This window comes from Cellulomonas endometrii (assembly GCF_949769265.1).
Taxonomy (GTDB): Bacteria; Actinomycetota; Actinomycetes; order Actinomycetales; family Cellulomonadaceae; genus Cellulomonas; species Cellulomonas endometrii.
Genome location: NZ_CATKPC010000030.1, coordinates 1 through 24,826, shown reverse-complemented (window position 1 = coordinate 24,826; position 24,826 = coordinate 1). Strand labels below are relative to the sequence as shown.

The 24,826-nt window shown below is 75.1% G+C and carries 21 protein-coding genes; 15 read left to right on the top strand and 6 right to left on the bottom strand.

Going from position 1 to position 24,826, the window contains the following annotated elements; all coding sequences use genetic code 11:
* The first annotated feature begins 62 nt into the window (after positions 1 to 62).
* The 3 genes from QNH85_RS19405 to QNH85_RS19395 all read left to right on the top strand — a co-directional run bounded on the left by QNH85_RS19405 (position 63) and on the right by QNH85_RS19395 (position 4,362).
* A complete protein-coding gene (locus tag QNH85_RS19405) occupies positions 63 to 776 on the top strand; it encodes a response regulator (RefSeq protein ID WP_282949042.1) in 714 nt (237 codons plus the stop codon).
* 260 nt (positions 777 to 1,036) lie between these two features.
* A complete protein-coding gene (locus QNH85_RS19400; protein WP_282949040.1) occupies positions 1,037 to 1,735 on the top strand; it encodes an ABC transporter ATP-binding protein in 699 nt (232 codons plus the stop codon).
* Positions 1,735 to 4,362 (top strand): ABC transporter permease, encoded by a 2,628-nt coding sequence (locus QNH85_RS19395; protein ID WP_282949039.1) that lies wholly within the window; start codon positions 1,735 to 1,737, stop codon positions 4,360 to 4,362. Before QNH85_RS19400 ends, QNH85_RS19395 begins: the two co-directional genes overlap by 1 nt.
* Positions 4,363 to 4,433: 71 nt before the next feature.
* Here QNH85_RS19395 and QNH85_RS19390 read toward each other — a convergent pair whose 3' ends face one another.
* The gene (locus QNH85_RS19390) at positions 4,434 to 4,850 is read right to left on the bottom strand and encodes a hypothetical protein (RefSeq protein ID WP_282949037.1); all 417 of its coding nucleotides are present in this window, start codon (positions 4,848 to 4,850) and stop codon (positions 4,434 to 4,436) included.
* Between the two features lie 368 nt (positions 4,851 to 5,218).
* On the opposite strand from QNH85_RS19390, the gene QNH85_RS19385 reads away from it, so the two are divergent.
* Positions 5,219 to 5,467, top strand: a complete 249-nt coding sequence (locus tag QNH85_RS19385; RefSeq protein ID WP_122151410.1) for a WhiB family transcriptional regulator — start codon at positions 5,219 to 5,221, stop codon at positions 5,465 to 5,467.
* Positions 5,468 to 5,564: 97 nt separating this feature from the next.
* On the opposite strand, the gene QNH85_RS19380 is transcribed toward QNH85_RS19385, so the two are convergent.
* Positions 5,565 to 7,049, bottom strand: coding sequence for a sensor histidine kinase (locus tag QNH85_RS19380; RefSeq protein WP_282949032.1), 1,485 nt, complete (start codon positions 7,047 to 7,049; stop codon positions 5,565 to 5,567).
* Between the two features lie 202 nt (positions 7,050 to 7,251).
* Here QNH85_RS19380 and QNH85_RS19375 point away from each other — a divergent pair, with 202 nt between their 5' ends.
* From QNH85_RS19375 to QNH85_RS19355, 5 genes are all read left to right on the top strand, one after another.
* On the top strand, positions 7,252 to 7,758 hold the full coding sequence (locus tag QNH85_RS19375; RefSeq protein ID WP_282949030.1) for a DUF2505 domain-containing protein: 507 nt from the start codon (positions 7,252 to 7,254) through the stop codon (positions 7,756 to 7,758).
* A 241-nt stretch (positions 7,759 to 7,999) separates the two neighbouring features.
* Complete coding sequence (locus QNH85_RS19370) at positions 8,000 to 9,295, top strand: ABC transporter substrate-binding protein (protein ID WP_213282877.1); 1,296 nt, start codon at positions 8,000 to 8,002, stop codon at positions 9,293 to 9,295.
* A gap of 85 nt (positions 9,296 to 9,380) precedes the next feature.
* Positions 9,381 to 10,484, top strand: coding sequence for a carbohydrate ABC transporter permease (locus QNH85_RS19365; protein ID WP_213282876.1), 1,104 nt, complete (start codon positions 9,381 to 9,383; stop codon positions 10,482 to 10,484).
* Positions 10,481 to 11,419 (top strand): carbohydrate ABC transporter permease, encoded by a 939-nt coding sequence (locus tag QNH85_RS19360; RefSeq protein ID WP_213282875.1) that lies wholly within the window; start codon positions 10,481 to 10,483, stop codon positions 11,417 to 11,419. The genes QNH85_RS19365 and QNH85_RS19360 overlap by 4 nt, the downstream gene beginning before the upstream one ends.
* 113 nt (positions 11,420 to 11,532) lie before the next feature.
* On the top strand, positions 11,533 to 12,561 hold the full coding sequence (locus QNH85_RS19355) for a LacI family DNA-binding transcriptional regulator (RefSeq protein WP_282949027.1): 1,029 nt from the start codon (positions 11,533 to 11,535) through the stop codon (positions 12,559 to 12,561).
* A gap of 39 nt (positions 12,562 to 12,600) precedes the next feature.
* Here QNH85_RS19355 and QNH85_RS19350 read toward each other — a convergent pair whose 3' ends face one another.
* Complete coding sequence (locus QNH85_RS19350) at positions 12,601 to 15,969, bottom strand: proline dehydrogenase family protein (protein WP_282949026.1); 3,369 nt, start codon at positions 15,967 to 15,969, stop codon at positions 12,601 to 12,603.
* A gap of 112 nt (positions 15,970 to 16,081) precedes the next feature.
* Between QNH85_RS19350 and QNH85_RS19345 the strand changes: the two genes are divergently transcribed.
* From QNH85_RS19345 to QNH85_RS19320, 6 genes are all read left to right on the top strand, one after another.
* Entirely contained in the window at positions 16,082 to 16,918 is an 837-nt protein-coding gene (locus QNH85_RS19345) for an AraC family transcriptional regulator (protein ID WP_282949025.1), read from the top strand.
* On the top strand, positions 16,915 to 17,697 hold the full coding sequence (locus QNH85_RS19340) for an aldo/keto reductase (protein ID WP_282949024.1): 783 nt from the start codon (positions 16,915 to 16,917) through the stop codon (positions 17,695 to 17,697). Before QNH85_RS19345 ends, QNH85_RS19340 begins: the two co-directional genes overlap by 4 nt.
* 161 nt (positions 17,698 to 17,858) lie before the next feature.
* Positions 17,859 to 18,755, top strand: a complete 897-nt coding sequence (locus QNH85_RS19335) for a M15 family metallopeptidase (RefSeq protein WP_282949023.1) — start codon at positions 17,859 to 17,861, stop codon at positions 18,753 to 18,755.
* A gap of 121 nt (positions 18,756 to 18,876) precedes the next feature.
* Positions 18,877 to 20,208, top strand: coding sequence for a Glu/Leu/Phe/Val family dehydrogenase (locus QNH85_RS19330; RefSeq protein ID WP_282949021.1), 1,332 nt, complete (start codon positions 18,877 to 18,879; stop codon positions 20,206 to 20,208).
* Positions 20,209 to 20,312: 104 nt separating this feature from the next.
* The gene (locus QNH85_RS19325) at positions 20,313 to 21,344 is read left to right on the top strand and encodes an LLM class flavin-dependent oxidoreductase (RefSeq protein ID WP_282949019.1); all 1,032 of its coding nucleotides are present in this window, start codon (positions 20,313 to 20,315) and stop codon (positions 21,342 to 21,344) included.
* Positions 21,345 to 21,383: 39 nt separating this feature from the next.
* Entirely contained in the window at positions 21,384 to 21,743 is a 360-nt protein-coding gene (locus tag QNH85_RS19320) for an META domain-containing protein (protein ID WP_282949018.1), read from the top strand.
* Between the two features lie 3 nt (positions 21,744 to 21,746).
* On the opposite strand, the gene hemQ is transcribed toward QNH85_RS19320, so the two are convergent.
* From hemQ to QNH85_RS19305, 3 genes are all read right to left on the bottom strand, one after another.
* The gene (hemQ, locus tag QNH85_RS19315; protein WP_282949017.1) at positions 21,747 to 22,484 is read right to left on the bottom strand and encodes a hydrogen peroxide-dependent heme synthase; all 738 of its coding nucleotides are present in this window, start codon (positions 22,482 to 22,484) and stop codon (positions 21,747 to 21,749) included.
* A complete protein-coding gene (locus tag QNH85_RS19310) occupies positions 22,481 to 23,695 on the bottom strand; it encodes a ferrochelatase (protein ID WP_282949015.1) in 1,215 nt (404 codons plus the stop codon). Before QNH85_RS19310 ends, hemQ begins: the two co-directional genes overlap by 4 nt.
* An 83-nt stretch (positions 23,696 to 23,778) precedes the next feature.
* Complete coding sequence (locus QNH85_RS19305) at positions 23,779 to 24,759, bottom strand: carbohydrate ABC transporter permease (protein WP_428830440.1); 981 nt, start codon at positions 24,757 to 24,759, stop codon at positions 23,779 to 23,781.
* Positions 24,760 to 24,826 lie beyond the last annotated feature (67 nt).

The window sequence follows — 24,826 nt, the reverse complement described above, 5'->3', positions numbered from 1 at the left end:
GCGGCCCCCGCTCCCGCCGCCGGTGCGTCCGGCGTCCCCGGCCCGCACCTAGGCTGACGTCCATGACCGAGACGATCCGCGTCGCCGTGGTGGACGACCAGCAGCTCGTGCGGGCGGGGTTCCGGCTCGTCATCGACTCGCAGCCCGACCTGTCCGTGGTGCTGGAGGCCGGCGACGGCGCCCAGGCGGTGCAGGCGCTCACCCCCGGCACGTCGCAGTCGCGGCTCGTCGGCCCGGTCGACGTGGTGCTGATGGACGTCCGGATGCCGACCCTCGACGGCCTGGCCGCCACGGAGCGGATCGTCGCCGCCGGGACCCCGGAGCACCCCGCGCCGCGGATCATCGTGCTGACCACGTTCGACCTGGACGAGTACGTCATGTCCGCCATCCGCGCGGGCGCCAGCGGGTTCCTGCTCAAGGACGCCCCGCCGGAGGACATGCTCGCGGCCATCCGGACCGTCCACCGCGGCGACGCGGTCATCGCGCCGTCCAGCACCCGCCGGCTCCTGGAGCACCTGGTCACGGCGCTGCCGCCCGAGAGCCGCGGGGCCGCGCCCGCGGAGGACGCGCTGGCGACGCTGACCGACCGCGAGCGCGAGGTCCTCGTGCTCATGGCGCGGGGCCGGTCCAACACGGAGATCGGCGAGGACCTGTTCGTCGCGGAGGCCACCGTCAAGACGCACGTCGGCCGCATCCTGGCGAAGCTCGGCGCGCGCGACCGCGTCCAGGCCGTCGTCGTGGCGTACGAGACCGGCCTGGTCGTCCCCGGCGCCTGACGCCCTCCTGCCGGGGGTGGCCCCGCGCGACGGCGGGTCCTCCCCCGGGATGACCGCAGGTCAGGACCGCAGGGGGACGCGACACCGCGGCCCCGCTCCGTAGCGTCGAGGCATCAGCCACCGACCACCCAGGAGCACCACCGTGGACCCGTTCGTCCCCGGCCCCCCCCCCCCCCCCCGCCCCCCCCGCCGCCCGCCCCGCGGAGTCCGCCGTCCGCGCCCGCGGCCTCACCAAGGTCTACGGCCGCGGCGAGGCCACCGTGCGCGCGCTGGCCGGGGTCGACGTGGACTTCGCCGCCGGGGAGTTCACCGCGATCATGGGCCCCTCGGGCTCGGGCAAGTCGACCCTCATGCACGTGCTCGCCGGCCTCGACGCGGCGACCTCCGGGTCCGCGTTCCTCGGCCGCACGGACGTCACCACGCTCGACGACGACTCCCTCACGCGCCTGCGCCGCGACCGCGTCGGGTTCGTGTTCCAGTCGTTCAACCTGCTGCCGATGTTCACCGCGGAGCAGAACATCCTGCTGCCGCTGGAGCTCGCCGGCGCCAAGGCGGACCGCGCCTGGTTCGACACGCTGGTCTCGACCCTCGGGCTCGGCCAGCGGCTCACGCACCGGCCGTCCGAGCTGTCGGGCGGGCAGCAGCAGCGCGTCGCCATCGCCCGCGCGCTGATCGCCAAGCCCGAGGTCGTCTTCGCCGACGAGCCGACCGGCAACCTCGACTCGCGCTCCGGCGCCGAGGTGCTGAGCTTCCTGCGCCGCAGCGTCCGAGAGCTCGGCCGCACGATCATCATGGTCACGCACGACCCGACGGCCGCGGCGTACGCCGACCGCGTGGTGCTGCTCGCCGACGGCCGGATCGCCGGCGACATCGTCGACCCGACGCCCGAGGCCGTGCTGGCCGGGCTGGACGCGCTGCGCCAGCTCGAGGTCACCGCCGACGTGCCGGCAGGTGCCTGATGTGGCGGCTGACCCTGGCGCAGATGCGCCGCAGCCTCGGCCGGCTGACAGCGGCGGGCGTCGCCATCATGATCGGCACCGCCTTCGTCGCCGCGACGCTGCTCGCCGGTGACGTCATGCAGCGGATCTCGTACGACTCCATCACCGCCTCGTACGGGTCCGCCGACCTGATCGGCCAGTCGCCGGCCCCGCTCACCGACGCGACGGTCGACGCCGTGCGTGCCGAGCCGGGCGTCGCCGCGGCCGACCCGCGCGTGATCGTGCCGTACGTCCAGCTCACGGCGGACGGCAAGGAGATCTCGCAGACGTTCGTCCCCGTGCCGGGCGACGACGCGTTCGACACGCAGCACGTCACCGCGGGCGAGCTGCCGGCGGCCGACGGGGAGATCACCCTCCCCGACCGCGCCGCCGAGCGGCTCGACGTCGAGGTCGGGGACGAGGTGACGGTCTCGTACAACGAGTGGCAGGTGCGCGGCGAGGAGTCGCTCGACGACCCCGCCAACGTGCTGGTCCGCGACCAGGAGGTCACGGTGGTCGGCCTGACCACCGACCCGACGTCGGCGTGGGCGGAGTTCGACGGGGTGGCGCAGGCCAGCACCGCGGACATCCTCACCTGGTCCGGCTGGGGCCAGGGCGCCGGCCCGCAGCCCCTCGAGGTCGCCGACTCCTACCAGGTGCTGATCGCCCTGGAGCCCGGCGCCGACACGGCGGCGGTGCAGGAGTCCGTCGAGGGCGTGCTCGCGGCCGACGGGGGCGACGCGATGGTCCTGACCCGCGACGCCGCCGCCGAGCGTGCGATCTCGGGCGACGGCACCGGCCCCGTGCTCGTCGTGGTGCTGTCCTTCGCGGCCGTGGCGATGATCGTCGCCGGGCTGGTCATCGCGAACACCTTCCAGGTGCTCGTGGCGCAGCGCACCCGCACGCTGGCGCTGCTGCGCTGCGTCGGCGCGGTGCGGTCGCAGGTCCGGCGGTCCGTGCTGCTGGAGGCGTCGCTGCTCGGCCTCGCCTCGTCGGTGGTGGGCCTGCTGCTCGGGACCGGCCTGGTGCAGGTCGCGCTGCTGATCATGCAGCGCGCGGACCTGCCCTTCCCCGTGCCGTCCGCCGTGGCGCCCACGGTCGCGAGCGTCGTGGCGCCGCTCGCCGTCGGCGTGGTGGTCACGGTCCTCGCCGCGCTCACCCCGGCGCGGGTCGCCACCCGCGTCGCGCCGATCGCGGCCCTGCGCCCGGCCGACGCCCCCGAGGCCGGCAGCCGTGCCGGCCGGTTCCGCCTCGCGGTCAGCCTGCTGCTCACCGTCGGCGGCGCCGTGCTCCTCGGCGGCGGGGTCGCCGTCGCCAGCACGGCGGACGCGTTGATCGCGGTCGGCGTGGCCATCCTCGGCGGCGCGACGTCGTTCGTCGGCCTGCTGGTCGGCGCGGTGTTCTGGATGCCGAAGGTCGTCGCCGGGATCGGCCGGCTGGTCGGTCGCGCCGGGATGCCCGCCCGGCTCGCGGCCGCCAACACCGGCCGCAACCCGGCGCGCACCGCCGCGACGAGCACCGCCCTGCTGATCGGCGTGACCCTCGTCGCGATGATGAGCACCGGGGCCGTCACCGCCCGCGCGTCCCTCGACGGCGAGCTGGACACCCAGTTCCCCGTCGACGTGCAGGTGTCCGCGCCCGCCGGGGTCGACACCGACGGCAGCTCCATCCCCGAGCCGCTTCCCGCGGGCACGGAGGACCGCCTGGACGGGATCGACGGGGTCGCCTCCGTCGCGGTGCTGCCGACGGACACCGTCACGCTCGGCGACACCGGCACGCTCGCCACGGTGCTGGCGCTCAGCGAGGCGCAGGCCGGCGACGTGCTCCGGGACGCCGACCTGGCGGCCCAGGTCGGGGACGGCACGGTCGTGGTCCCGCAGACCATCGCCAAGAGCGCGGACGTGGAGGACGGCGACACGCTGCGGCTGGCCCTCGGCGACGACCTGACCGGTGAGCCGGTCGACGGGACCCCGACGGTCGACCTGACGGTCGCCGTCAGCTCCCTGGAGGACTGGACCGTGCTGGTCACCCCGGCGACGCTCGAGGACCTCGGCTCCGCCGGCACCCTCAGCACCGCGTGGCTGCGGGTGGCGGACGTGGAGTCGTCCGGCACGGTCGTCCAGCAGATCCAGGACCTCACCGCCGACACGGCGCTGGACATCTCCGGCGCGGCCCTGGAGCGGGCGCTGTACCAGCGGGCGATCGACACGATGCTCGCGGTCGTGGTCGGGCTGCTGGCGGTCGCGGTGGTCATCGCGCTGATCGGCGTGACGAACACCCTGTCCCTGTCGGTGATCGAGCGGCGTCGGGAGTCCGCGACCCTGCGGGCGCTCGGCCTGACCCGCCGGCAGCTGCGGGCCTCCATGGCCGTGGAGGGCGCGCTGATCGCCGGGGTCGGCGCGGTCGTCGGCGTGGCGCTGGGACTGGCCTACGGCTGGCTCGGCTCCGCGGCGGTGCTCGCCACGCTCGGTGAGCTGGAGCTGCGGGTGCCGTGGGCGGACCTCGGCATCGTGCTCGGGGTCGCGCTCGCGGCGGGCGTGCTCGCCTCGGTGCTGCCGGGCCGCAGCGCCGCCCGGACGCCGCCCGTCGCGGCGCTGGCCGTGGACTGACACACGCCGGCGTCGGCGAGGCCGCACTCCCCTTCCCGGGGGTGCGGCCTCGCGGTGCGTTCAGGCGCCGTTCACGCGGCGGGCTGCGGGCCCGTCGTCCACGCGGTGACCGGCGGCAGCAGCAGCACCACGGCGGTCACCGCGGCCAGGGCCAGCACGCCGACCGCCCACAGCTGGACCTCGACGCCCAGCCAGCCGACCGCCAGGACGACCAGCAGGATCTGCACCGTCATCACCGGCGAACGACCCCAGCGGTCGCCCCGCAGCAGCCCGCGCCCCGCGCCGGCGAGCAGCGCCGCGACACCCAGGGCGAGCGCGAGCATGAACAGCGCGGGCCCGGGCATCGACGACCCCCGGACCAGCACCACGACCATCGCGACCGCGGCGGCCACCAGCCCGACGGCCTCGAGCAGCACGAGGGCGGTCAGCAGGCGCACCGCACCCGGCGGGGGAAGGGACGGGGCGGCGGGCGCGGGCGTTCGGCTCACCCGGTGAGACTAGAGCCCCGCGACGGCGTCCGCGTCCGTGCAGGTCATCGCCATGACGCCGCGTCAGGAAGGGACGATGGTCCCGCAGAGCGGGCGAAGTTGGCACCGAGTACCCCGATGGGAGTAGCGTGCGGCCCAGGCGTCCAGGATCCACACAGGTGTGACCGACGCCTCAGGCGTTACGCGCGAGAAACCTCCCCGTAACCCCTTGTGCGCTGTGTGCGCCCATGTGAATCTTGTCCTCAGCAGTTCGAATCCGAGCGCCGACGCTCACGCCCCCGCGACATCATCCCAGCGTCGGCGTGTGCTTCGGCGCCTTGCCACCCAGCCCCCTGGACGTGGCTTGCCCCTGTGCTGAGGAGTGTTCGATGGATTGGCGCCACCGCGCAGCATGCCTGACCGAGGACCCGGAGCTGTTCTTCCCGATCGGCAACACGGGCCCGGCCCTGCTGCAGATCGAGGAGGCCAAGGCCGTGTGCCGCCGGTGCGACGTGGTCGACACGTGCCTGAAGTGGGCGCTCGAGTCCGGGCAGGACGCCGGCGTCTGGGGCGGCCTCTCGGAGGACGAGCGCCGCGCCCTCAAGCGCCGCACCGCCCGCCAGCGCCGCGCCGGCTGACGCACCGCACCACCACGACGCCCGCCGCCCCCTCGGGGGCAGGCGGGCGTCGCTGCGTCCGGGCCCGGTCCGGTCGCAGCGCGGACGGGCGGGCGGGTCAGGCGACCGTGGCCGCCTCGCGGCCCGGGACGCGGAGCTTCGCGTGGAGCATGACCGCGGTGCCCCCGCCCTCGCGGGCCGCCCAGGCGATGGAGCCGCGCAGCTCGTTCGTCACGAGGGTCGACACGATCTGGGTGCCCAGGCCCGTTCCGGCGCCGGCGTCCGCGGGGATGCCGCCGCCGTCGTCGGCGACGGTGACGGTGAGGTCGTCCTCGATCCGCTCGGCGGTCACCTCCACCGTGCCGGACTCGCGGCCGGCCAGCCCGTGCTCGACGGCGTTGGTCACCAGCTCGGTGAGCACGAGGGCCAGGGCCGTCGCGTCCTCGGCGGACACCGGCCCGAACGTGCCCTGCACGACGGTGCGCACCGAGCCCCCGGCGGACGCCACGTCGGCGGCCAGGCGCAGCGACCGGCCGACCAGCTCGTCGAACACGACGGTCTCGTCGAGGGTCTGGGACAGCGTCTCGTGCACGAGGGCGATCGTCGCGACCCGCCGCATGGCCTCCTCGAGCGCCGCGCGGGCCTCGGGGACGTTCATCCGGCGGGCCTGCAGGCGCAGCAGCGCGGCGACGGTCTGCAGGTTGTTCTTCACGCGGTGGTGGATCTCGCGGATCGTCGCGTCCTTGGTGATGAGCTCACGCTCCCGCCGGCGCAGCTCGGACACGTCGCGGCAGAGCAGGACGGCGCCGATGCGCTCGTGGTCCTCGGTGAGCGGGACGGCCCGCAGCGACAGGGCGACGCCGTGCGCCTCGATGTCGGTGCGCCACGGCGCGCGGCCCATGAGGACGAGCGGCATCGACTCGTCGACCGTGGACTTCTGCTCGACCAGGTCCGCGACCACCTCGACCAGCGAGCGCCCGACCAGGTCGTCCATCGCGCCGAGCCGGTGGAAGCAGGACAGGGCGTTCGGGCTGGCGTACAGCACCTCGCCCTCGGAGTTCAGGCGCACGAGGCCGTCGCCGACGCGGGGCGCGCCGCGCCGGGGCCCGGTGGCCGCGTTGGGCAGCGGGAACTCCCCGCGGGCGATCATCGCCATCAGGTCGTCGGCGGCCTCGACGTAGTTCAGCTCCAGGCGGCTGGGCGTGCGGGCGCCGCCGAGGTTGGTCTGCCGGGCGATCACGGCGATGGCGCGGCCGTCGCGGACGACCGGCACGGCCTCCTCGCGCACCGCGTAGGACCCGAACCAGCGCGGCTCGCGGGACCGCTGCGCGCGGACCTCGGTGAGCGAGCGCTCGAGCTGGGGCCGCTGGCCCTCCGGGGGGCGGGAGCCGACGACGTCGTCGTAGTGCACCGTGGCGCCCGTGCTCGGCCGGCACTGGGCGATGGCCACGAAGTCGCGGTCCTCGGTCGGCAGCCAGAGCACCAGGTCCGCGAACGCGAGGTCGGAGATGACCTGCCAGTCCCCCACCAGCAGGTGCAGCCACTCGAGGTCCGCGGCGTCGAGGTGGGCATGGCGCTGCGCGAGCTCGCTCAGGGTGGACACCCGCTCAGCGTAGGCGGTCCGCCCCCGGCGCCCCGGGGCCGTCCACGGCGATGGCGCCGTCCGCGGCAATGGCGCGGTCCACGGCGATGGCGCCCTCCACGCCGACGGCGACGTCCGCACGCGCGCGAGGCCCGCTGCCGATAATGTCGGTGGACCGACGCTCCACCGCGCCCGCGCGCGCACCCCGGAAGGACCCGTTCCCGTGCACCTGCAGGTCTCCGTCTCCGTCCCCGCCGACCCGCGCACGGCCGGGGTGATGCTCGCCGACCCGGTGTACGTCCGGGCCAAGGTGCGCGCGAGCGGCGCCGAGGAGCTGCACCTGGACGTGACACCCGGCGAGGACGGCGCGTTCACCGTGACCACGCGGCGCGCGCTGCCGACGGACCAGATCCCGGCGAACGTCCGGTCGTTCGTCGGCTCGACGCTCGAGGTGCGGCAGGTGGAGGCCTGGGAGGCCGCCGCGGACGACGGCACGCGGAACGGCACGGTCGCGGTCGAGATCGCGGGCGCCCCGGTGCGGCTCACGGGGACGGTGACCCTCACGGCCGCCGGCGGCGGGTCGCGCATCGTCTACGACGGGGAGCTGAAGGCCAACGTGCCGCTGTTCGGGTCGGCGGTCGAGCAGGCCGCGTCGAAGGCGGTCCGGGCCGCGCTGGAGGCCGAGGAGGGCGTGGCCCGCGAGTGGGTCGCGTCGACCCCCGAGGCGTAACGATTCCGTAACGCGGCGGCGCCCCGCACGCCGCTGACCTGCGACGACGCACTCGTGGGATCGCTTCCACGACCCGATCGGACGCCCTCCGGCTTGACACCGTGGAACCGCTACCACGAGAGTGCCTGACATGCCGTGGAAGCGCTCCCGCAGGAATCTTGGGAACGCTCTCACGTGGACGCCGGAGCCGGTGTCCCCAACGGGTGCGGCGACGACGCCGCCGGATGACGAGGGAGTCAAGGTGCGCAGGAGCACGCGCAAGACGTGGGTGGCTGTGGCCGGAGCGACGGGCATCGCCCTGCTCGCGACGGCGTGCGGCGGAGGGTCGTCGGACGACGACGCCGCCGGCGGCGACGACGAGAAGGTCACGCTGACCATCTCGACGTTCAACCAGTTCGGGTACGAGGACCTCCTGGAGCAGTACCAGGACGAGCACCCGAACATCACCATCGAGCACAACAAGTTCGGCAAGTCCGACGACGCCAAGGAGCAGTTCCAGACCGCTCTCGGCGCCGGCTCGGGCCTCGCGGACGTCGTGGGCGTCGAGGTCGACTGGATGCCGCAGATCATCCAGTACTCGGACCAGTTCGTGGACCTGACCAGCGACAGCGTCGAGGGCCGCTGGAACCAGTGGACCCTGGACCAGGCGACGTCGCAGGACGGCGCGCTGCTCGGCTACCCGACGGACATCGGCCCGGAGGCCATCGCCTACCGCGCCGACCTGTTCGCCGCCGCCGGCCTGCCGACGGACCGCGAGGCCGTCGCCGAGCTGTTCGGTGGCGAGGACGCCACCTGGGACGACTTCTTCGCGGTCGGCGACCAGTTCATGGCCGCGGGCACGGGCCCGGGCTTCTTCGACTCGGCCGACGCCGTCGCCCAGGGCATGATCAACCAGATCGAGGCCCCGTTCGAGGACCCCGAGTCCGGCGAGATCACGGCGCTCGACAACCCGGAGATCCGGGAGATGTACGACACGATCCTCTCCCACGCGGACCAGTCCGCGGGCCTCAAGCAGTGGGAGGAGGACTGGACCAACGCCTTCCAGAGCAACGGCTTCGCCGTGGCGCTCGCGCCGGCCTGGTTCCTCGGCAACATCGAGGGCAACGCCGCGGGCGTCGAGGGCTGGGACATCGCCAACGTCTTCCCCGGCGGCGGCGGCAACTGGGGCGGCTCGTTCCTGACGGTCCCGACCATGTCGGAGCACCCGGAGGAGGCCAAGGCCCTCGCCGACTGGCTGACCGCCCCCGAGCAGCAGCTCAAGGCGTTCGGCGTCAACGGCAACTTCCCGAGCCAGATCGAGGCGCAGCAGTCCGAGGAGCTCCAGGGCATGACCCGCGAGTTCTTCAACGACGCCCCGACCGGCCAGATCTACACCGACCGCTCCGCCGGCATCTCGACGCAGCCGTTCAAGGGTGAGAACTACTTCACCATCCGGACCGGCCTGTCGGACGCGTTCAACCGGGTCGACGTCGACAAGTCGATGAGCCCCGAGGAGTCCTGGAAGGGCTTCGAGGAGGCCGTCGCCGCCATCGGCTGACACCGAGGGCCGGGTCGCGGGGGCACGCTCCCCCGCGGCCCGGCCCCGCCCCGCTCCGAGCCGTCCGTCCGCACGAAGGAACCCCATGGCCACCCAGACAGCGCCCGTCAGGGGCGCGGCACCGCGCAGCGGCGGCGACGACCGCCCGCCCCGCAAGATCGGCTTCCGGCAGACGCTGGGCCGGTGGGACGTGAAGCTGTCCCCCTACCTGTACATCTCGCCCTTCTTCCTGCTGTTCGCCGTCGTCGGCCTGTTCCCGCTGCTGTACACGGCGTGGGTCTCGCTGCACGAGTGGAGCCTGATCGGCGGCCAGGGCGAGTTCGTCGGGCTCGACAACTTCTCCTTCGTGCTGCAGCAGGCGTTCTTCTGGAAGGCCCTGCGGAACACGCTGAGCATCTTCCTGCTCTCGACCGTGCCGCAGGTCATCGCGGCCCTCGTGATCGCCGCGATGCTGGACGCGAACCTGCGCGCCAAGACGTTCTGGCGGATGGGCGTGCTGCTGCCCTACGTGGTGGCACCCGTCGCGGTCGGCCTGGTGTTCTCCAAGATGTTCGCCGACGGCTCCGGCATGATCAACACGCTGATCGGCTACATCGGCATCGACCCGATCGGGTGGCACAAGGACGCGTTCGCGTCGCACATCGCCATCGCGTCGATGGTCAACTTCCGCTGGACCGGCTACAACGCTCTCATCCTGCTGGCCGCGATGCAGGCCATCCCGCGCGACCTGTACGAGGCCGCGACGATCGACGGCGCGAACCGGCTGCGGCAGTTCTTCTCGATCACGCTGCCGATGGTCCGCCCGACGATGATCTTCGTCATCCTGACCTCCACCATCGGCGGCCTGCAGATCTTCGACGAGCCGCGCATGTACGACGCGACCGGCCTCGGCGGGTCCAACGGCCAGTGGAAGACGGTGACGCTGTACCTCTACGAGCTCGGCTGGAACAAGCAGCAGCTCGGCCGGGCAGCCGCCGTCGCCTGGCTGCTGTTCCTGCTGATCATCCTGTTCGCGCTGGTCAACAACTGGCTCACCCGCAGGATCGCCTCCGCGGACGACATGAGCCGCGCCGCCAGATCGGCCCGCAAGCAGACCCGGCGCAACGCGCGGGAGCTCGCGAAGTCCGTCCGGCGCACGTCCGACGCCGCGGTCACCGCTGCCGCCCCGACCGAGGTGAAGCCCCGATGAGCACCCCCTCCATCCCCGTCATCGAGCAGACCGCCGGCAGGGGCGCGGCCAAGGCCGCCCGCCGCGGCGTGGGCCGCCGGCGCGGCGGGCAGTCCGCGAGCCACGGCACCGCGGAGCGTCGCCCGGGCTGGATCACGTACACGGTGCTCGGGATCTTCATCCTGATCTCCGCGTACCCCCTGTACTTCACGTTCCTGCTCTCGTCGTCGACGTCGGAGCAGGTCTCGCAGAACCCCGTGCCCTCGCTGATCCCGGGCGGCGAGTTCCTCGCCAACCTCCAGCGGGTGTTCGACGCGGACATCGACCTGGTGCGCGCCACCGGCAACTCGCTGGTCGTCGCCGTGATCACCAGCCTGTCGGTGGTGTTCTTCTCGACGCTCGCCGGATACTCGTTCGCGAAGCTCCGGTTCCGCGGCCGCGGGCCGCTGCTGGTCTTCGTCATCGCGACGATGGCCGTGCCGACCCAGCTCGGCGTGGTGCCGCTGTACATCGTGATGCGGGAGCTCGGGCTCACCGGCAACCTCGCCGCGGTGATCCTGCCGGGGCTCGTCACGGCGTTCGGGGTCTTCTGGATGACCCAGTACCTCGACTCCGCCCTGCCCTACGAGCTGATCGAGGCCGCCCGCGTCGACGGCGCGTCGATGTTCCGGACGTTCTGGTCGATCGCGCTGCCCGCCGCCAAGCCGGCCGCCGCGATGCTCGCGCTGTTCACCTTCATCACGTCGTGGACGAACTTCTTCTGGCCGTCGATCGTCCTCGGCACCCAGAACCCCACCCTGCCGGTGGCGCTGAAGCTGCTGCAGGCCGGGTTCTTCCAGGACATGCCGCTGATCATGGCCGGCGTCGTCCTGTCGATCATCCCGCTGCTCCTCCTGTTCGTGGTCGCGGGGCGGCAGCTCGTCGCCGGGATCATGGCCGGGGCCGTCAAGGGCTGAGCGCTACGCTTCGGCGCGGGGACCTGGCTCCGGCGAGGTCCCCGCGCAGCGCGGCGCGCCCACCGGCCGCGCACCCGCACGGCCCGCCACTCGTCCCTAGGGGGCCCTCGACCGTGGTCGACCAGTCAGCCATCTCCTCGGCCGTCGCGCCGACGCTCGAGCAGGTCGCGGAGCGCGCCGGCGTCTCCCGGTCCACCGCGTCCCGGGCGATCAACGGCGGGCTGCGGGTCTCCCCCGAGGCGATGGAGTCCGTCGCGGCGGCCGTCGCGGAGCTCGGCTACACCCCGAACCGCGCGGCCCGCTCGCTGGTCACCCGGCGCACCGACTCCGTCGCGCTGGTCGTCCCGGAGCCCGACGAGCGCGTGCTGTCCGACCCGTTCTTCGCGGGCGTGCTCAACGGCGTCTCGACGCCGCTCGCGCAGTCCGACCTGCAGCTGCTGCTCGTCATCGCCCGCCCCGGCGAGTCCGAGCGCACCGCGCGGTACCTGCGCGCCGGGCACGTCGACGGGGCGATCGTGGTGTCGCACCACCGCGACGACGCGATCGACCGGGCGCTGCAGAGCTCGATGGTGCCGACCGTGTTCATCGGGCGCCCGCTCACCGGGGGCGAGGACGCCGCGGTGGTCGACACCGACAACGTGCTCGGCGGGCGGATCGCCACCGAGCACCTCATCGGCCTCGGGCGCCGGCGCATCGGCACCATCGCCGGCCCCGCCGACATGTCCGCCGGCATCGACCGGCTCGCCGGGTGGCGCGCCGCCCTGGCGGACGCCGGGCTGCCGGCCGACGCGGTGGTGCACGGCGACTTCACGGTCGACGGCGGGGCCGCCGCCGCGCGCGAGCTGCTCGCGCGGCACCCGGATCTCGACGCGCTCTTCATCGCCTCCGACCTCATGGCCGCCGGCGCCCTGCCGGAGCTCGCCGACAGCGGCCGCGACGTGCCCGGCGACGTCGCCGTGGTCGGGTACGACAACTCGGGGCTCGCGACCACCACGAAGCCGAACCTCACGACGGTCACGCAGCCGGTCATCGCGATGGCCCGCGCGGCGGGCGAGGAGCTCGTCGCGCAGCTCCAGGGCCGCCCCGCGCGGCGCGACCCGCAGATCTTCCTCCCGGAGCTGGTCGTCCGCGGCTCGGCCTGACCGCGCGCCACCCGCCCGGCGGGCCGAGCGCGCCCGGGCTCAGCGGGTCGGGTCGACGTGGCCGAACCGGTGCCGGGTGCGGCTGACCGCCTGCTCCCGCACGACCGTCATCAGCTCCCGGCGGCCGCTCGCCACGACCGGCGCGTCCAGCACCGTGACCTCGCCCGTGCGGGCCACCGCCGCCGCCCGCAGGCCCGGCGCGCTGCCCACCACCCGCACCCGGCCGGAGACGTCCCCGCCGGCGACCCGGGCGGCGAACGCCTCGTCGGACTCGTCGGCGGCGCGGCTCACGGCGACCGGCACCCCGGCGGTCCGGGCGGCGGTGAGCACCCGGCGGACGTCGCGCTCCCGGGCGTCCGCGCCGACCCGGACCGTGAGATGCGGCACGGGGCGGTAGCGGAGCGTGTTCTCCTCCGCCGCGAGCCCGGACGGGTCGTGCGCCGCGCCGAACTCGGACGCCCACCAGCGGGCGTCGTCCTGCTGCGCCCACGCCAGCCACGCCTCGTCGTCGAGGCCCGCGACCTCGGCGTCGTCCTGCCAGGCGCCGAGCTGCGCGACGTACGAGGGGCCGCCCGCCTTCGCGCCGGGTCCGACGACGGACGCCTTCCAGCCGCCGAACGGCTGCCGCTGCACGACGGCACCGGTGATGTGCCGGTTGACGTACGCGTTGCCGACCTCGACGCGGTCGAGCCAGTGCGCGATCTCGGCCTCGTCCAGGGAGTGCAGGCCGCCGGTCAGGCCGAGCGCGACCGCGTTCTGCACCGCGATCGCCTCGTCCAGGGTCGCGACGCGGATCACGCCCAGCACCGGGCCGAAGCACTCGGTCAGGTGGAACCACGAGCCGGGCCGCACGCCGTGCTTGACGCCCGGGGTCCACAGCCGGCCCTCGTCGTCGAGCCGGCGGGGCTGCACCAGCCACGCCTCCCCCTCGTCGAGGGTGGTGAGGGCGCGCAGGAGCTTGCCGGACGCGGGCTCGACCAGCGGGCCCGTCGTGGTGCCGAGGTCGTCGGACCAGCCCACCCGCAGCGACGTCACGGCGTCGGCCAGCTGGCGGCGCAGCCGGTCGGACGTGCCGGCCGACCCGACCAGGATCGCGAGCGACGCGGCGGAGCACTTCTGCCCCGCGTGGCCGAACGCCGAGCGCACCAGGTCGGCCACCGCGAGGTCGACGTCGGCGGACGGCGTGATGATCAGCGCGTTCTTGCCGGAGGTCTCGGCGAGCACGTCGAGGTCGGGGCGCCACCCGGCGAACAGCTGCGCGGTCTCCAGGGAGCCCGTGAGCAGGACCCGCGCGACGTCGGGGTGGGTGACCAGCCGCCGGCCGACCTCGCCCTCGGGCGAGAGCACCACCTGGAGCGCCGGCTCGGCGACGCCGGCCGCGTCGAACGCGCGCTGCACGGCCGCCATCGCGACGCGCACGCAGCGCGGGGTCTGCGGCGCGGGCTTGATCAGCACGGGCGACCCGGCGGCGAGCGCCGCGAGGGTCGAGCCGACCGGGATCGCGACCGGGAAGTTCCACGGCGGGGTGACGACGGTGACGCCGCGCGGCCGGAACACCGCACCCGGGACCGTCCCGTCCGCGAGCTCCTCGGCGCGGTCCGCGTAGTACCGCGCGAAGTCGACGGCCTCGCTGACCTCGGGGTCGGCCTCGGCGACCGTCTTGCCGCCCTCGTGCACCATCGTCGCGACGAGGTCGCCGCGGGCGGCCTCGAGCTCGTCGGCGGCGCGGCGCAGCACGGCGGCGCGCTCGGCGGGGGTGCGCGCGGACCAGGCGGGGGCGGCACCGACGGCGCTCGCCACGACCGCGTCGACCTCGGCCTCGGTGGCGACCTCGACGGCGCCGGCGGGCGGCTCGACGTCACGGGCGACGAGCTCGGCCGCCCACGCGCGCGACTCGGCCACGGCGGGATCGGTGTCGGCCGCGTTCCGGAAGGCACCGGGGCGCGGGGACGGCGCGTCGACGGCGCGCGGCAGCCGCCGGCGGCCGGTGGGGACGGTCTCGGCGCGGGCGACGGACGCGAGGAACGCCTCCTCCTGCGACGGGATGCCGGTGCCCTGGCCGTCGTCGCCGGCGAACAGCGCGTGCAGGAAGTTCTGGTGCGCCGCGTTCTCCTCCAGGCGGCGGACCAGGTACGAGATCGCGACGTCGAAGTCCTGCTGCGCGACGACCGGCGTGTAGAGCAGCACCTGGCCGACCTCGCGCTGGACCGCGCGGGCCTGCGCCGGGGCCATGCCCTGCAGCATCTCGATGTCCAGCGCCTCGGTGACGCCGCGCTCCCCGGCGAGCAGGTGGGCGTACGCGACGTGGAACAGGTTGTGGCTGGCGACGCCGACCCGCAGGGCGCTCGTGCGCTCCGGGTCCAGGGCGCGCCGGACCAGGCGGACGTAGTGCGCGTCGACGTCCGGCTTGCCGTCGTACGGCGCCTGCGCCCAGTCGTGCAGCTCCGCCTCGACCTGCTCCATCGCGAGGTTCGCGCCCTTGACCAGGCGGACCTTGAGCCGGGCTCCCCCGGCCGCGACGCGGCGGCGCGCGATCTCGGTCAGGTCGTCCAGCGCGGCCGACGTGTCGGGCAGGTACGCCTGCAGCACGATGCCGAACTCGTGGCCGTGCAGCGCGGGGTCGGAGACGAGCTCGTCGAACACCCGCACGGTGAGCGCGAGGTCGCGGTACTCCTCCATGTCGAGGTTGAGGAACGTGCCGTGCTCGGCGGCGGCCCGGTACAGCGGGCGGAGCCGGTCGACGACCCGCCGCACGCTGCCGTCGGTGTCCCAGGTGGAGAGCTGGCTGGCGACCGCCGACACCTTCACGGACACGTAGTCGACGTCGGGGCGCGCGACGAGCTCCCCGACGCGGTGCAGCCGCCGGTTCGCCTCGTCCTCGCCGAGCACGGCCTCCCCGAGCAGGTTGAGGTTGAGCCGGAAGCCGTCCCGCCGGGCGCGGGCGATGTGCGCGGCGAGGCCCGGACCGGCGTCGGCGACGAGGTGCCCGACCAGCTGGCGCAGCCGGACGCGGGCGGCCGGCACGACCGCTCCGGGCAGCAGCGGGGCGACGCGGGCGCCGACGCCCAGCAGCGCGCGGTCCACGACGCCGAGGAACCCGGCGGCGTCCGCGGCGCGGTCCCCGAGGTCGGCGAGCTCGGCGGCGGCGACCCGGACGTCCTCGGGCCGGGCGACCCGGTCGACGAACCGCACCGCGAGCTCGAGCCCCGCGGGGTCGGCGACGAGGGCGGCCAACCGGCCGGTGGCGCGGCGCTCGGCGGGGGTCTCGTCGGCGGCCGTGGCGTCCATCCAGCGGTGGGCCAGGTCCACGGCGGCGCGGGTGAGGGCGTCGGCGGGAGCGGCGGCAGCGGGGGCAGCCGCGGGCTCGGCGGGCACGGGGGCGCCCGCCGGGTCGTGGGTCGTCGTCATGGCGGCATCGTCCCCGATCGCTCCGGAGCCCGTCTTGCACCGATCGGCCGGGTCACGGCTCCGGATCCGTGACACGTGGCTGTCATCCGCACCACCTACGCTGCCCTGCGACATGGAACGCCGTCCACCGCTGCCGACCGCCGCCTCTCCCGAGGCCGCCGCCCTGCTGCGCGCCCTCACGCCCGCCCTGCTGCGGCTGTGCGACGACCTGACCGGCACGATGTTCTGCGCGAAGGACGTGACCGGCCGGTACGTCGTGGTGAACGAGGCGTTCGTGCGCCGCACCCCCGAGCGGTCCCGGCGCGCGGTCGTCGGTCGCAGCGCCGCGGAGCTGTTCCTCCCGCACCTGGCCGAGCGGTACGACGCCCAGGACCGCGAGGTGCTGGAGACCGGCCGGTCGCTGCACCGCGAGCTCGAGCTGATCCGGCGGCCGGGCGGCGCCCCCGGCTGGTACCTCACGTCCAAGGAGCCCGTGCGGGACGCGGGCGGCGCCGTGGTGGGCCTGGTCAGCATCTCGCAGGCCCTGCGCGCCGGGGACGCCGACGAGGCGACGGTCGACGCCCTGTCCCGGGTCGCGGCGTTCGTCCAGTCCCGGCTGGCCGACCCGCCGACGGTGGCGGAGCTCGCCGAGGCCGCCGGGTGCTCGGCGTCCACGCTCGACCGCCGGGTGCGGCGGGTCTACGCGCTGTCCCCGCAGCAGTACGTGCTGCGCGCGCGGCTGGACCACGCGGCCGCCCTGCTGGGCGGGACGGGGCTGCCGCTCGCGGAGGTCGCCGCGTCGGCGGGGTTCTACGACCAGGCGTCGTTCACGCGGACGTTCGGCCGGCTGACGGGCGAGACCCCGGCGCAGTTCCGGCGGGCCGCGCGCGGGACGCCGCCGCAGGTCACCGGGGTCGCGGACCCGCTGCCGTGGCCGCGCGCCGCCGCCTGGGGAACGATGGACGCATGACACCTGCGCAGATCCCCACGACCAGCCTGCCGAACGGCGCGATGCCGCTGCTCGGCCTGGGCACCTGGCAGTCCGAGGGCAACGAGGCCGAGCTCGCCGTCGCCGCGGCCCTGGAGCTCGGGTACACGCACATCGACACCGCGACCGGGTACGGGAACGAGGCCGAGGTCGGCCGCGCCTTGTCCGGGCGGGACATGGACCGCGACGCCGTCTTCCTCACCACCAAGCTGCCGCCGGACCACGCCGGCCGCGAGCGCCAGACGCTGATGGAGTCCCTCGCCGCGCTGCACACCGACCACCTCGACCTGTGGCTGGTGCACTGGCCGCCGAACAAGCAGGCGACGCCCGCCACCTGGGAGCAGTTCATCGCGGCGCGCGAGGAGGGCCTGGTCCGCGACATCGGCGTCTCGAACTACTCGATCGCGCAGATCGACGAGCTGATCGCCGCGACCGGCGTGGCGCCCGCGGTGAACCAGATCCCGTGGAGCCCGGGCGACTACGACGCCGACCTGGTCGCCGAGCACGAGCGCCGCGGCGTGCGCGTCGAGGGCTACAGCCCGTTCAAGCGCACCGACCTGGACGACCCGGTGCTGGCCGGGATCGCCGAGGCGCACGGCGTGAGCACCCGCCAGGTGGTCCTGCGCTGGCACATCGACCACGGCGTCGTCGTCATCCCGAAGTCGACGAACCCCGAGCGGATCCAGCAGAACCTCGACGTGCTGGGCTTCTCGCTGTCCGCCGACGAGCTCGCGCAGATCGACGGCCTGGGCGGCAGGTGACCGACCCCGCCGCGCCGGTCCCGCCGGAGGGGCCCGACGCCCCGCGCCGCAGCTCCCGCGCGGCCGGGCGTCGCGCCGCGCCCCCGGGCCGCCGGCGCCGCCGGGTCCCGTGGGGACGGGGTGCTCGCCCGGGCCCCGCGAGCCGCACCACGGTCGCGGCGGTGACGAGCGCCCTGCTCGTCGCCGCCGTGGTCGTCGGCGGCGTGCAGCTGCAGGCCGCCCGCGAGCGCGCCGCGGAGGCCGAGCGGAGCGCGCAGGCGCTGAGCCTGGCGGTGGACGCGGCCGAGCGGGAGGGCGAGTTCCTCGCCGACCGCGACCGCGCCGCCACGCGGGACGCCGCGCGGCAGGCCGCCGGGGACGCGCAGGCCGCGCGGGAGGCCGCGGCCGCGCAGGCCGAGGCGGCGCGGGTCGCGCAGGAGCAGGCCGCCGCGCAGGCCGCCGCCCAGGCCGAGGCCGACCGGCTCGCCGCGGAACGGGCGGCGCAGGAGGCGGCCGAGGACGCCGCCGCGGCGGAGCGCGCCCCCGCGCAGGCGCCGACCGCCCCCGGGATCGCGGGCTGGGTCGACGGCCGCCCGGTGGACGCCCAGGGTGACGTGCTCTGGGTGACGTCCGTGCCGACCGCGGACGGCGACGGCTCGAACGGCCACATGCCGATGTCCGGGATGTGCCAGGTGCCCTGGGGCACCGACCGGCTGGGGTTCGCCCAGTACCTGCGCTGCGACGCGGCCGACGCGCTCACCGCCCTGAACGACGCCTTCCGCGCCCAGTTCGGCGCCTCGATCGACATGGACCTCACCTACCGGTCGTACGCGGGCCAGGTGGCGATGAAGGCGGAGCTCGGCGGGCTGGCGGCGGCGCCCGGCACCTCGTCGCACGGGCTCGGCACCGCGCTCGACGTCCAGGAGTGGCCCGACGTCTACGGGTTCGGCACCGCCCGGTACGACTGGCTCGTCGCGAACGGGCCCACCTACGGCTGGTACGCGCCCGCCCGGGTCCGCCAGGGCCAGCCGTACGCCGAGTACTGGCATTTCGAGTACGGCCCCGGCCGCACGTCCTGACCCGCCGGCGCAGCGCCGGGTGCGGCCCCGTGTGGCACAGTGGCGGGGACCCGGCGGCTCACCCTCGGGGCGGCGACGAGGCCGCGCCCGGCCGCCGGACGGATGCCCAGGAGGCGCCTGCATGACCGCGACCGTGCCCGCATCGACGGCACCATCGGGACCCGCCGCACCCGCCCCGCCCGCCGCACCCGGCACCGCGGGGCCGGCGTCGCGCACCTCGCCGCTGACCACCGCTCACGCGCAGCTGTCGTCCGCCGTGGAGCTGCTCGGCTACGACGAGGGGATGCACCAGATGCTCGCGACCCCCCGGCGCGAGCTGCACGTGGCGGTCCCGCTCCGGCGGGACGACGGGCGGATCGAGCTGCACGCCGGCTACCGGGTGCAGCACAACATCTCCCGCGGGCCCGGCAAGGGCGGCCTGCGGTACGCGCCGGGCGTCGACATCGACGAGGTCCGCGCCCTGGCGATGTGGATGACCTGGAAGTGCGCCGTCGTGGAGCTGCCCTACGGCGGCGCGAAGGGCGGCGTGGCGATCGACCCGCGGGGCTACTCCCCCGCGGAGCTGGAGCGCGTCACCCGGCGGTACACCTCCGAGGTCATGCCGATCATCGGGCCGGAGCGGGACATCATGGCGCCGGACGTCGGCACCACCGAGCAGACGATGAGCTGGGTGATGGACACGTACTCGGTGAACTTCGGGTACACCATCCCGGCCGTCGTCACCGGCAAGCCGCTGGCCGTCGGCGGCTCGCTCGGCCGCGCGACGGCCACCTCCCGCGGCGTGGTGCACGTGACGTCCGCGGCGCTGGCCGACGCCGGCGCCGACCTGTCCGAGGTCTCGGCCTCGGTGCAGGGGTTCGGCAAGGTCGGCTCGCACGCCGCGCGGTTCCTGGCCGAGGGCGGCGCCCGCGTCGTGGCGGTGAGCGACCAGTACGGCGGCGTGCACGCGCCCGACGGGCTGGACGTCGCGGCGCTGCACGCGCACGTCGCGACCACCGGCTCGGTCGTCGGGTTCGCCGGCGCGGACCCGATCGGCAACGCGGAGCTGCTCGCGCTCGACGTGGACGTGCTCATCCCCGCGGCGGTCGAGGACGTGCTCGACGAGGAGACCGCCCGGACCGTCAAGGCCCGCTGGGTCGTCGAGGGCGCGAACGGCCCGACCACCAGCGCCGGGGACCGGGTGCTGGCCGAGCGCGGCATCACCGTCGTGCCGGACATCCTGGCGAACGCCGGCGGCGTGGTCGTGTCCTACTTCGAGTGGGTGCAGGCCAACCAGGCGTACTGGTGGACCGAGCGGGAGATCGAGGACCGCCTGGAGCACCGGATGCGGTCGGCGTACGCGGCGGTCGCCCAGCGGGCGCGCGCCGACGGCCTCACGCTGCGCGACGCGGCGCTCGTCATCGGGGTGCGCCGCGTGGCGGAGGCGCACCAGCTCCGCGGCCTCTACCCCTGACCCCGGGCGGCACCGCACCGGGCGCGGCGCGCGTGTGACCCACAGCATCCGGGCCCGCGGCCGGCGCCGGGAAGCACACCCGCGCCGGCCGCGTTGCCCCTGGCGTGACCACCGAGAACCCCGTCCCGCTGTCCGTCCTCGACCTGTCGCCGGTGGGCACCGGGCGCACGAGCGCCGACGCGCTCGCCGACTCCACCGCCCTGGCGCGGGCGGCCGACCGGCTCCGGTACCGGCGGTTCTGGGTGGCCGAGCACCACGCGATGCCGGCCGTCGCGTCGACCTCCCCCGCGGTGCTGCTCGCGCACCTCGCCGCGTCGACCGAGCGGATCCGCGTCGGGTCGGGCGGCGTCATGCTGCCGAACCACCCGTCGCTGGTGGTCGCCGAGCAGTTCGCCATGCTCGAGGCGCTGCACCCGGGGCGCGTGGACCTCGGCATCGGGCGCGCCCCGGGCGCCGACCCCGTCACCGCGGCGGCCCTGCGCCGCACCGTCGACGGCCTCGGCGCGGAGGACTTCCCGGCCGAGCTGCTCGACGTCCTGCACCTGCTCGGGCAGCTCCCGCGGGGCCGTGCCGCCAGCGCCACCGCGTCGCGGCTGATCGCCACCCCGGCGGCCACCGGGACGCCGCAGGTGTGGCTGCTCGGGTCCAGCACGTTCAGCGCGCAGCTCGCGGGCGAGCTCGGCCTGCCGTTCTCCTACGCGCACCACTTCGGCACCGGCATCACGACGCAGGCCGCCGAGGTGTACCGGTCGGCGTTCCGCCCGTCCGCCGTGCTGGACGCGCCGCTGCTCATGGTCTCCGCCTCGGTCATCGTCGCCGAGTCCGACGAGCGCGCCGAGTGGCTGGCCGGGCCGAGCAAGGTCATGGCCCTGCGCCTGCGCACCCGCGGGGCGCTCGCGCCGATCGAGACGCCCGAGGACGCCGAGCAGCTGCTCGCCACGATCGACCCCGAGCAGGCGCGCGACTTCTTCTCCCGGGTCGCCGGCACCCAGATCGCGACCACGGCCGACGCGGCGGTCGAGCGGCTGCGCGAGCTGGTGGCCCGCACGGGCGCCGACGAGCTCGTCGTCACGGCCACCACCCACGCGGTCGAGGACCGCATCGCCACCCTGGAGGCCCTCGCCGCGGCGTGGTGACCGGCGCGCCGCGGGGACCGGGGTGGCAGGATCGCGCCCATGGACGACGTGGTCGGTGGGACGTGGCGGTTCGTCGAGGTCGCGGGCGTGGCGCTCGACGACGGCCCGGAGCGGGCGCACCCGGCGCTGACCTTCTCGGGCGACGGGCAGGTCTACGGCACCGGGGGCGTGAACCGGCTGCGCGGGACGTGGGCGCACGCCGACGGGACGCTGACGTTCGGCCCCGTCGTGACGACGCTCATGGCCGGGACCCCCGAGCACATGGCCCGCGAGCGCGCGGTGCTGGACCTACTGGCCGGCCCGCTGACGGTGGAGGTGGCCGACGGCGCGCTGCTGCTGACCGACGGCGAGGGGCGGGTCAGCCGTCTGCTGCCCGCCCCCGCCGAGGACGCCCTGTAGCGATCAGCCCCGCGGCTGCCGCTCGGCCCACTCCGCGAGCTCGACGCGGGGGCCGGTGTAGAACGGCACCTCCTCGCGCACGTGCCGGCGGGCGCCGGTGGCCCGCAGGTCGCGCATGAGGTCGACGATGCGGTGCAGCTCGTCGGCCTCGAACCCGAGGATCCACTCGTAGTCGCCGAGCGCGAACGACGACAGGGTGTTCGCGCGGACGTCGGCGTAGTCGCGGGCGGCGTGGCCGTGCTCGCGCAGCAGCTCCCGGCGCTCGGCGTCCTCGAGCAGGTACCACTCGTAGGACCGCACGAACGGGTACACGCAGAGGTACGCGCGCGGCGCCTCCCCGGTGAGGAACGCGGGGACGTGCCCGCGGTTGAACTCCGCCGGGCGGTGCATCGCGGCGACCGACCAGACCGGCAGCAGGTGCTCGCCGAGCTCGCTGGCGCGCAGCCGGTGGAAGGCGTCCTGGACGGCCTCGATGCTCGGGGCGTGCCACCAGACCATGAGGTCGGCGTCGGCGCGCAGGCCCGCGACGTCGTACCAGCCGCGCACGACGAGGCCCTCGGGGGCGTCCGGCCCGGTGAGGGCGGCGAGCGCGGCGTCGACGATGCGGCGGCGCTCGGCGGCGTCCACGGGCAGCGCCGAGGACGTCTCGAACACCGCGTACATCGCGTACCCGATCGCGTTGTTGATCGCGTCCGCGACCTCCGGGCTGTGGCCGCCGGGCTGGTCCGTCGTCGTGCTCATCGTGCTGCTGCTCCTTCGCTGCTGTCGTGCGTCGTGCCGGTGTCCTGCTGCTGCGAGATCGTCGGGAGGCCGGTGTCGACGCCGGCGCGCTGGAAGCAGCAGCCGACGGCGCACCGGTCGGGCCAGGCGTCGAACGCCCCCACGGTCACCCGCTCGGGGTCCTCGCCGCGCTCGGCGGCGGCGCGCTCCACCATCAGGTCGACGAGGCCCGCGACGAACGGCGCGCGGGTGGAGGCCGAGCCGGCGCGGACCGCGGTGATGCCGAGGTCCTTCGCGGTGGCCATCGCCTCGGTGTCGAGGTCGTAGGCGACCTCCATGTGGTCGGAGACGAAGCCGATCGGCGACATGACGACGGCCGTGGTGCCGGCCTCGGCGCGCTCGGTCAGGACGTCGTTGACGTCGGGCTCCAGCCACGGCTGCGAGGGCGGGCCGGAGCGCGAGCAGAAGGCGAGGCTCCACGCGGGCTCGACGCCGAGGTCCGCGGCCACCAGGGCGGCCACCTCGCGGCACGCGTCCTCGTGCTGGGCGAGGTACCCGGGGCGCGCGGCGGCGGACCCGGCCTCCATCGCCAGCGGGATCGAGTGGGTGACGAACAGCAGCGGGGCGTCGGCGGCCACGTCCGCGACGGGGCGACCGGTCCGGGCGGCGAGGTCGGTGAACGCCTCCACCACCGCGTCGGCGTTCGCGCGCAGGAAGCCCGGGTGGTTGAAGTAGTGGCGGAGCTTGTCGACGCGCACCCCCGCGGCGGCCTCCGCGTCCTGCGGCGTCTCGTCGAGCCCGGCGACGCCCGCGAGCGCCTGCGCGACGTGCTCGCGGTACTGCCGGCAGCCCGAGTAGGACCCGTACGCGGACGTCACGAGCGCGAGCACGCGCCTCGCGCCGGCGTCGCGGAGCCCCGCGAGCGCGCGGTCGGTGAACGGCTCCCAGTTCCGGTTGCCCCAGGCCAGCGGCGTGTCGATGCCGCGCGCGTCCAGCTCGGCGCGCAGCGCGGCCAGCAGCGCCCGGTTCTGGTCGTTGATCGGGCTGCGCCCGCCGAACAGGGCGTAGTGCTGGCTGACCTCGACCAGGCGTTCCTCGGGGATGCCCTTGCCGCGGGTCACGTTCTTCATGAACGGCAGGACGTCCTCGGGCTGCTCGGGGCCGCCGAAGGAGAGCAGGAGCACGGCGTCGTACGGGGCGAGCGCGGACGCCGTCAGGGGGGAGACGGACACCGCCCCATCTTCCCACCCCTGCCGTGACCGGCCCGCCGGCAGCGACCACCTACCCAGTGACGTTGTCGCGACGGGGCGTCAGATCAGCCCTTCACCGCCCCGCCCAGCCCGGCACCCCGCAGGAACAGCCGCTGGAACACCAGGAACAGCAGCACCGGGATCAGCGTCGAGATCGCGAGCGCGGCCATCAGCACCCCGAGGTCGGTCGTGGCCTGCAGCGACGGCAGCCGCACCGACAGCGGCTGGATGTCCGGGTCCCGCAGCACCAGCAGCGGCCACAGGAAGTCCTTCCACGACGCGATGACCGCGAACACGGACACCACGCCGAGGATCGGCCGGCTCATGGGCAGCACGATCGACCAGAACAGCCGGAACGGCCCCGCGCCGTCCACCCGCGCGGCCTCGAACACCTCCCGCGGCAGGGAGTCGAAGAACCGCTGCACCAGCAGCACGTTGAACGCGCTCGCCCCGGCCGGGAGCCACACCGCCCAGTAGGAGTTCATCAGCGACTCCCCCCACACCGGCGGGTCCAGGATGACCAGGTACAGCGGCACCAGCAGCACGACCGCCGGCACGAACAGCGTCGACAGCACCGCCGCCTGCACGACCTTCCCCCACCGCGGCCGCAGCACCGACAGCAGGTACCCGCCGGTGGTGGCGACCAGGATCTGGCTCGCCCACGCGCCCGCCGCCAGCACCACCGTGTTGAGGAAGTACCGGCTGACCTGCACGTCGGTCCACGCCGCCGACAGGTTCCCCCACGCGACGCCGTTCGGGAACACCGACAGCGGCGTGCGCAGGATGTCCTGCGTCGGGGTGACGGCGAACTTCGCGAGCAGCAGGAGCGGGCCGAGCCCGCACACCACCAGCAGCACGAGCAGGACGGCGTGCGACAGCCGCATCGACCGCCGCACCAGGGGCCGGCGCCAGTCCGCGGGCGAGAGGGCGGCGCGGTCCTCCTCGTCGCGGCGCCGGCGGGGCCGACGGGCGCGCGGGGGCGGGCGTCCTCGGCGACCTCGGGCGCCTTCTCCGGGACCGTGCGGGCGTAGTGCTCCTCGACCCAGGCGATGCGGTCGTCGACCTCCGCCTCGGTCTCGCCGATCACGACGTTGTAGTTGGCGGAGCGCGTGA

Excerpts from the sequence above, each read along its gene's own strand:
- QNH85_RS19340 (WP_282949024.1), top strand. The coding sequence starts at position 16,915 with ATGACACCTGCGCAGATCCCCACGACCAGCCTGCCGAACGGCGCGATG.
- QNH85_RS19360 (WP_213282875.1), top strand. The coding sequence starts at position 10,481 with ATGAGCACCCCCTCCATCCCCGTCATCGAGCAGACCGCCGGCAGGGGC.
- hemQ (WP_282949017.1), bottom strand. The coding sequence starts at position 22,484 with ATGAGCACGACGACGGACCAGCCCGGCGGCCACAGCCCGGAGGTCGCG.
- QNH85_RS19350 (WP_282949026.1), bottom strand. The coding sequence starts at position 15,969 with ATGACGACGACCCACGACCCGGCGGGCGCCCCCGTGCCCGCCGAGCCC.
- QNH85_RS19405 (WP_282949042.1), top strand. The coding sequence starts at position 63 with ATGACCGAGACGATCCGCGTCGCCGTGGTGGACGACCAGCAGCTCGTG.
- QNH85_RS19385 (WP_122151410.1), top strand. The coding sequence starts at position 5,219 with ATGGATTGGCGCCACCGCGCAGCATGCCTGACCGAGGACCCGGAGCTG.
- QNH85_RS19320 (WP_282949018.1), top strand. The coding sequence starts at position 21,384 with ATGGACGACGTGGTCGGTGGGACGTGGCGGTTCGTCGAGGTCGCGGGC.
- QNH85_RS19330 (WP_282949021.1), top strand. The coding sequence starts at position 18,877 with ATGACCGCGACCGTGCCCGCATCGACGGCACCATCGGGACCCGCCGCA.
- QNH85_RS19395 (WP_282949039.1), top strand. The coding sequence starts at position 1,735 with ATGTGGCGGCTGACCCTGGCGCAGATGCGCCGCAGCCTCGGCCGGCTG.
- QNH85_RS19365 (WP_213282876.1), top strand. The coding sequence starts at position 9,381 with ATGGCCACCCAGACAGCGCCCGTCAGGGGCGCGGCACCGCGCAGCGGC.
- QNH85_RS19345 (WP_282949025.1), top strand. The coding sequence starts at position 16,082 with ATGGAACGCCGTCCACCGCTGCCGACCGCCGCCTCTCCCGAGGCCGCC.